Source organism: Streptomyces sp. NPDC048483 (assembly GCF_040651455.1).
Classification (GTDB): domain Bacteria; phylum Actinomycetota; class Actinomycetes; order Streptomycetales; family Streptomycetaceae; genus Streptomyces.
The window spans coordinates 1-4600 of record NZ_JBEZJZ010000219.1 but is presented as its reverse complement, the minus strand read 5'-3'; the positions used below and the strand labels follow the sequence as shown (position 1 = coordinate 4600).

The following is a 4600-nucleotide window of genomic DNA, read 5'->3' as shown; positions in this document are numbered from 1 at the left end:
ACCCAAAACCCGCACCAGGGGCGGGGGGGGGGGCCCCGCCCCCCCCCCCCCCGGCCCCCCCCCCCCCCCCCCCCACGACCCGCTCGGCGCCGAAGACCTCCACGGCGACCGCCGCCAGCTCATCGGCATCCATCGCACGATGGCTGGAATTACAGGTCACCACGACCTCGGCGAAGATCGGCTCGAACGCCTCCAGCACTCCCCGTACGTCCTTGCCCTCGCTGGTGCCGACGACGCCCACCAGCCGGCTGAAGCCGAACGCCTCGGTGACCGCCTCGGCCGCGGCCTGCGCGCCCGCGGGGTTGTGCGCCGCGTCCAGGACGACCGTCGGGCTGCGCCGTACGACCTCCATCCGGCCGGGCGAGGCGACCGCGGCGAACGCGGAGCGGATGGTGTCGATGTCGAGCGTACGGGCGTGGTCGGAGCCGACGCCGAAGAACGCCTCGACCGCGGCGAGCGCCACCGCGGCGTTGTGCGCCTGGTGGGCGCCGTACAGCGGCAGGAAGACCTCCGGGTACTCGCCGCCCAGTCCGCGCAGCGTCAGCATCTGGCCGCCGACCGCCACCTCGCGGGAGATCACCCCGAACTCCATGCCCTCGCGGGCGACCGTGGCGTCCACCTCGACCGCGCGCTTGAGCATCACGGACGCCGCGTCCACCGGCTGCTGGGCCAGCACGACCGTGGCGTCCTTCTTGATGATCCCCGACTTCTCGCCGGCGATCTGCTCGGGCGTCTCGCCCAGCCGGTCGGTGTGGTCCAGCGAGATCGGGGTGATCACGGCGACATCGCCGTCGATGACGTTCGTCGCGTCCCAGGTGCCGCCCATGCCGACCTCGACGACCGCGATGTCCACCGGGGCGTCCGCGAAGGCGGCGAACGCCATCGCCGTCAGCACCTCGAAGAACGACAGGCGGTACTCCTGCTGGGCATCGACCATCTCCACGTATGGCGCGATGTCGCGGTACGTCTCGATGAAGCGCTCGGCGGAGATCGGGGCGCCGTCCAGGCTGATCCGCTCGGTGACCGACTGGACGTGCGGGCTCGTATAGCGGCCGGTGCGCAGGTCGAACGCGGACAGCAGGGCCTCGATCATGCGCGCCGTGCTGGTCTTGCCGTTGGTGCCCGTGATGTGGATGGAGGGGTAGGCCTGCTGCGGCGAGCCCAGGATGTCCAGCAGCGCCACGATCCGCTGGACCGACGGGTCGAGCTTGGTCTCGCCCCAGCGGCCGGCCAGCTCCTCCTCGACGGCGCGCAGCGCACGGTCGACCTCGGGGTCGGCGGGCCGGGCGGGGATGTCCCCCTCCGGCGGCCCGGCCTGCGCACGCAGCGTCCGGCTGCCGGCCTCGATCACCGCCAGATCGGGGTCCCTGGTGGTCTCGGCCTCGACCAGCTCGTCGAAGCCGTCGGCCGGGTCGGGGCTGGTCGGGTCGGGGTCGTCGTTTCGGGGGCGCTCGCTCACGACGACAAGTCTACGAGGCACCTCCGACAGCGCTCGCCCCGCGCCGCCCCCGCCGCGTCCGCCCAGGACAGCCCCGCCTTTCGCCGCGGGACGGCTACGACAGCGCGGCCTTCATCATGGCGCGGGCCACCGGAGCGGCCAGCCCGTTGCCGGAGACCTCGTTGCGCGCCGCATGCCCGTCCTCGACCATCACGGCGACCGCCACCTGCTGCCCCGCGCTGTTCCGGGCGTAGGAGACGAACCAGGCATACGGCGTACCGCTGTTGTCGACGCCGTGCTGGGCGGTGCCGGTCTTGCCGCCGACGGTCAGTCCGCCGATCTTCGCGTTGCTTCCGGTGCCCTTGTCCACGACCGTCTGCATCGCCGACCGCAGCTGCTCGGCGGTGCGCGCCGACATCACCTTGCCGCCGCCGTACGTCGTCGGGCTGTACTGCTCGACGGTGTTGCCGCCGCCGTCGGTCAGCTTGTCGACCAGCTGCGGCGTCTTCAGCTCCCCGCCGTTGGCGATGGCCGAGGAGACCATGGCCATCTGGAGCGGCGTCGCCTGGTCGTTGAACTGGCCGATCCCCGACAGCGCGGTCTGGGCCGCGTCCATGTCCGTGGGGTAGACGCTTTTGCCGGCCCGGACCGGGGTGTCGATCTTCCCGTCGTTGAAGCCGAACTTCTCGGCCTGCGCCGCGACCTTGTCCTGGCCCAGGTCGGCGGCGATCTTCGCGAAGACGGTGTTGCAGGAGTACTGGAGCGCGGTGCGGAGGGTGGCGTTCTTGCAGGGCGCGGAGGCGCTCTCGTTGGTGAGCCGGGTGCGGGTGTGCGGGAGGGTTACGGGTCGGGGCTGTCGGTGGGCTCGTCCACCGAGGAGTACAGGCCGTTCTCCAGGGCTGCCGCGGCGACCACCAGCTTGAAGGTCGAACCGGGCGGCAGGGCCTGGCGCAGCGCGCGGTTCACATGCGGCTGGTCGCCGTCCTCGGACATCGCCTTCCAGGCCTTCTGGTCGGCGCTGCCGGACCCGGCGAACGTCCCCGGGTCGTACGACGGCGTGCTGACCATGCCCAGAATCCGCCCGGTCGCCGGGTCCAGGGCGACCGCCGCCCCCTTCTTGTCCCCCAGCGCCTGATAGCCGGCCTTCTGCACCTTGGCGCCGATGGTGGTGGCCACGTCGCCGCCCTTGGCCCGCTGGTGCAGCACCGCCTCGGCGGGGCTCTGCAGCCGGCTGTCGGAGCCGTCCAGGAGGTCGCCGTACAGGCTCTCCAACTGGGTGCTGCCGAAGATCTGCGAGGTGAAGCCGGTCACCGGCGCGTACAGCTTGCCGTCCTGATAGGTCCGCTTGTACTTCAGCGTGGACGAGGTGGCGGCCGATCCGGTCACCGGCTCCCCGTCGACGAGGATGTTCCCCAGCGGAGCCGCGTACTTGCCGATCGCCACCCGTGGATTGTGCGGATCGTCCATGTAGTCACTGGCCTTTGCCCCCTGGATCCAGGTGGCCCAGCCCATCAGCGCAAGGATCAGGGCGAGACAGAACACCGAGACGCGTCGCAGGGGCTTGTTCATGGGGCGCGGCTCCTCGGTACGGGACGTACGGTGCGGCCGGAGCTCCGGCATTCCGGCATTCCGGCATTCCGGTACACGGTGCCTCGCACGCATGAGAGCGCCATGAGAGCGCCATGAGAACGGCCCGTACGGGAGCAGGGACGGCGCAGGCCCCCCGCCCGTAGGGACGAGGGGCCTGCGCAGGGTCTCGGGACCGGTGCTACGCCTTGGGCAGCGCCGCCAGCTGCGCGGTGATCCGGACGATGTCCGCCTCCGCGGCCGCGAGCCGGCCGCGGATCTTGTCCACGACCTTCTCCGGCGCCTTGGCCAGGAACGCCTCGTTGCCCAGCTTGCCGGTGGCCTGCGCCTTCTCCTTCTCGGCGGCGGCCAGGTCCTTCGTCAGCCGCTTGCGCTCCGCCTCGACGTCGATCGCACCGGACAGGTCCAGCGCGACCGTGGCGCCCGCGACCGGCAGCGAGGCGGTGGCGCTGAAGTCGTCACCGGCCGGCTGGAGCCGCAGCAGCGCACGCATGGCGGCCTCGTGCGCCGCCAGCGCCGTACCGGTCAGGTCCAGCCGGGCGGGAACCTTCTGGCCCGGCTGCAGCCCCTGGTCGGAGCGGAACCGGCGGACCTCGGTGACGACCTGCTGAACGGTCTCGATCTCCCGCTCCGCCGCCGCGTCCCGGAACCCGGAGTCCTTCGGCCACTCGGCGATGACGAGCGACTCACCGCCGGTCAGCGTCGTCCACAGCGTCTCGGTGACGAACGGCACGATCGGGTGCAGCAGCCGCAGCGTGACGTCCAGGACCTCGCCCAGCACCCGGCGCGAGGCGTCGGCGGCCGGACCGCCCGCCATGAACGTCGTCTTCGACAGCTCGACGTACCAGTCGAAGACCTCGTCCCAGGCGAAGTGAAAGAGGGTGTCCGACAGCTTCGCGAACTGGTAGTCGTCGTAGTACGCGTCCACCTCGGCGACGACGGAGTTCAGCCGGGAGAGGATCCACCGGTCGGTCGCCGACAGCTGCTCGGCGGGCGGCAGTTCGCCCTCCACCGTCGCGCCGTTCATCAGCGCGAAGCGCGTGGCGTTCCAGATCTTGTTGGCGAAGTTACGGGACCCCTGGACCCAGTCCTCGCCGATCGGGACGTCGACACCGGGGTTGGCGCCGCGGGCGAGGGTGAAGCGGACGGCGTCGGCACCGTAGGCGTCCATCCAGTCGAGCGGATTGACGACGTTCCCGAACGCCTTCGACATCTTCTTGCCGTTCTCGTCCCGGACCATGCCGTGCAGCACGACGGTGTGGAACGGCGGGGTGCCGTCCATCGCGTACAGGCCGAACATCATCATCCGGGCGACCCAGAAGAAGAGGATGTCGTACCCGGTGACCAGGACCGAGTTCGGGTAGAACTTCTCGACGCTCGGCGTCTGCTCGGGCCAGCCGAGGGTGGAGAACGGCCACAGCCCCGACGAGAACCAGGTGTCGAGAACGTCGGTGTCCTGGTGCCACCCCTCGCCTGTGGGCGCCTTGTCGTCGGGCCCGACCACGACGACCTCGTCGTTCGGCCCGTACCAGACCGGAATCCGGTGGCCCCACCACAACTGGCGCGAAATGCACC

General features: G+C 71.0%; 2 protein-coding genes and 1 pseudogene. All 3 read right to left on the bottom strand.

Annotated elements, in window-relative coordinates; genetic code table 11:
• Positions 1 to 1459 (bottom strand): Mur ligase family protein (locus AB0D04_RS42195; protein WP_362712747.1); only part of this gene is annotated, 1459 nt, incomplete at its 3' end.
• A gap of 94 nt (positions 1460 to 1553) precedes the next feature.
• A pseudogene (locus tag AB0D04_RS42190) lies at positions 1554 to 3007 on the bottom strand (penicillin-binding transpeptidase domain-containing protein).
• Positions 3008 to 3206: 199 nt separating this feature from the next.
• On the bottom strand, positions 3207 to 4600 hold a 1394-nt coding region (locus tag AB0D04_RS42185), incomplete at its 5' end, for a class I tRNA ligase family protein (RefSeq protein ID WP_362712745.1).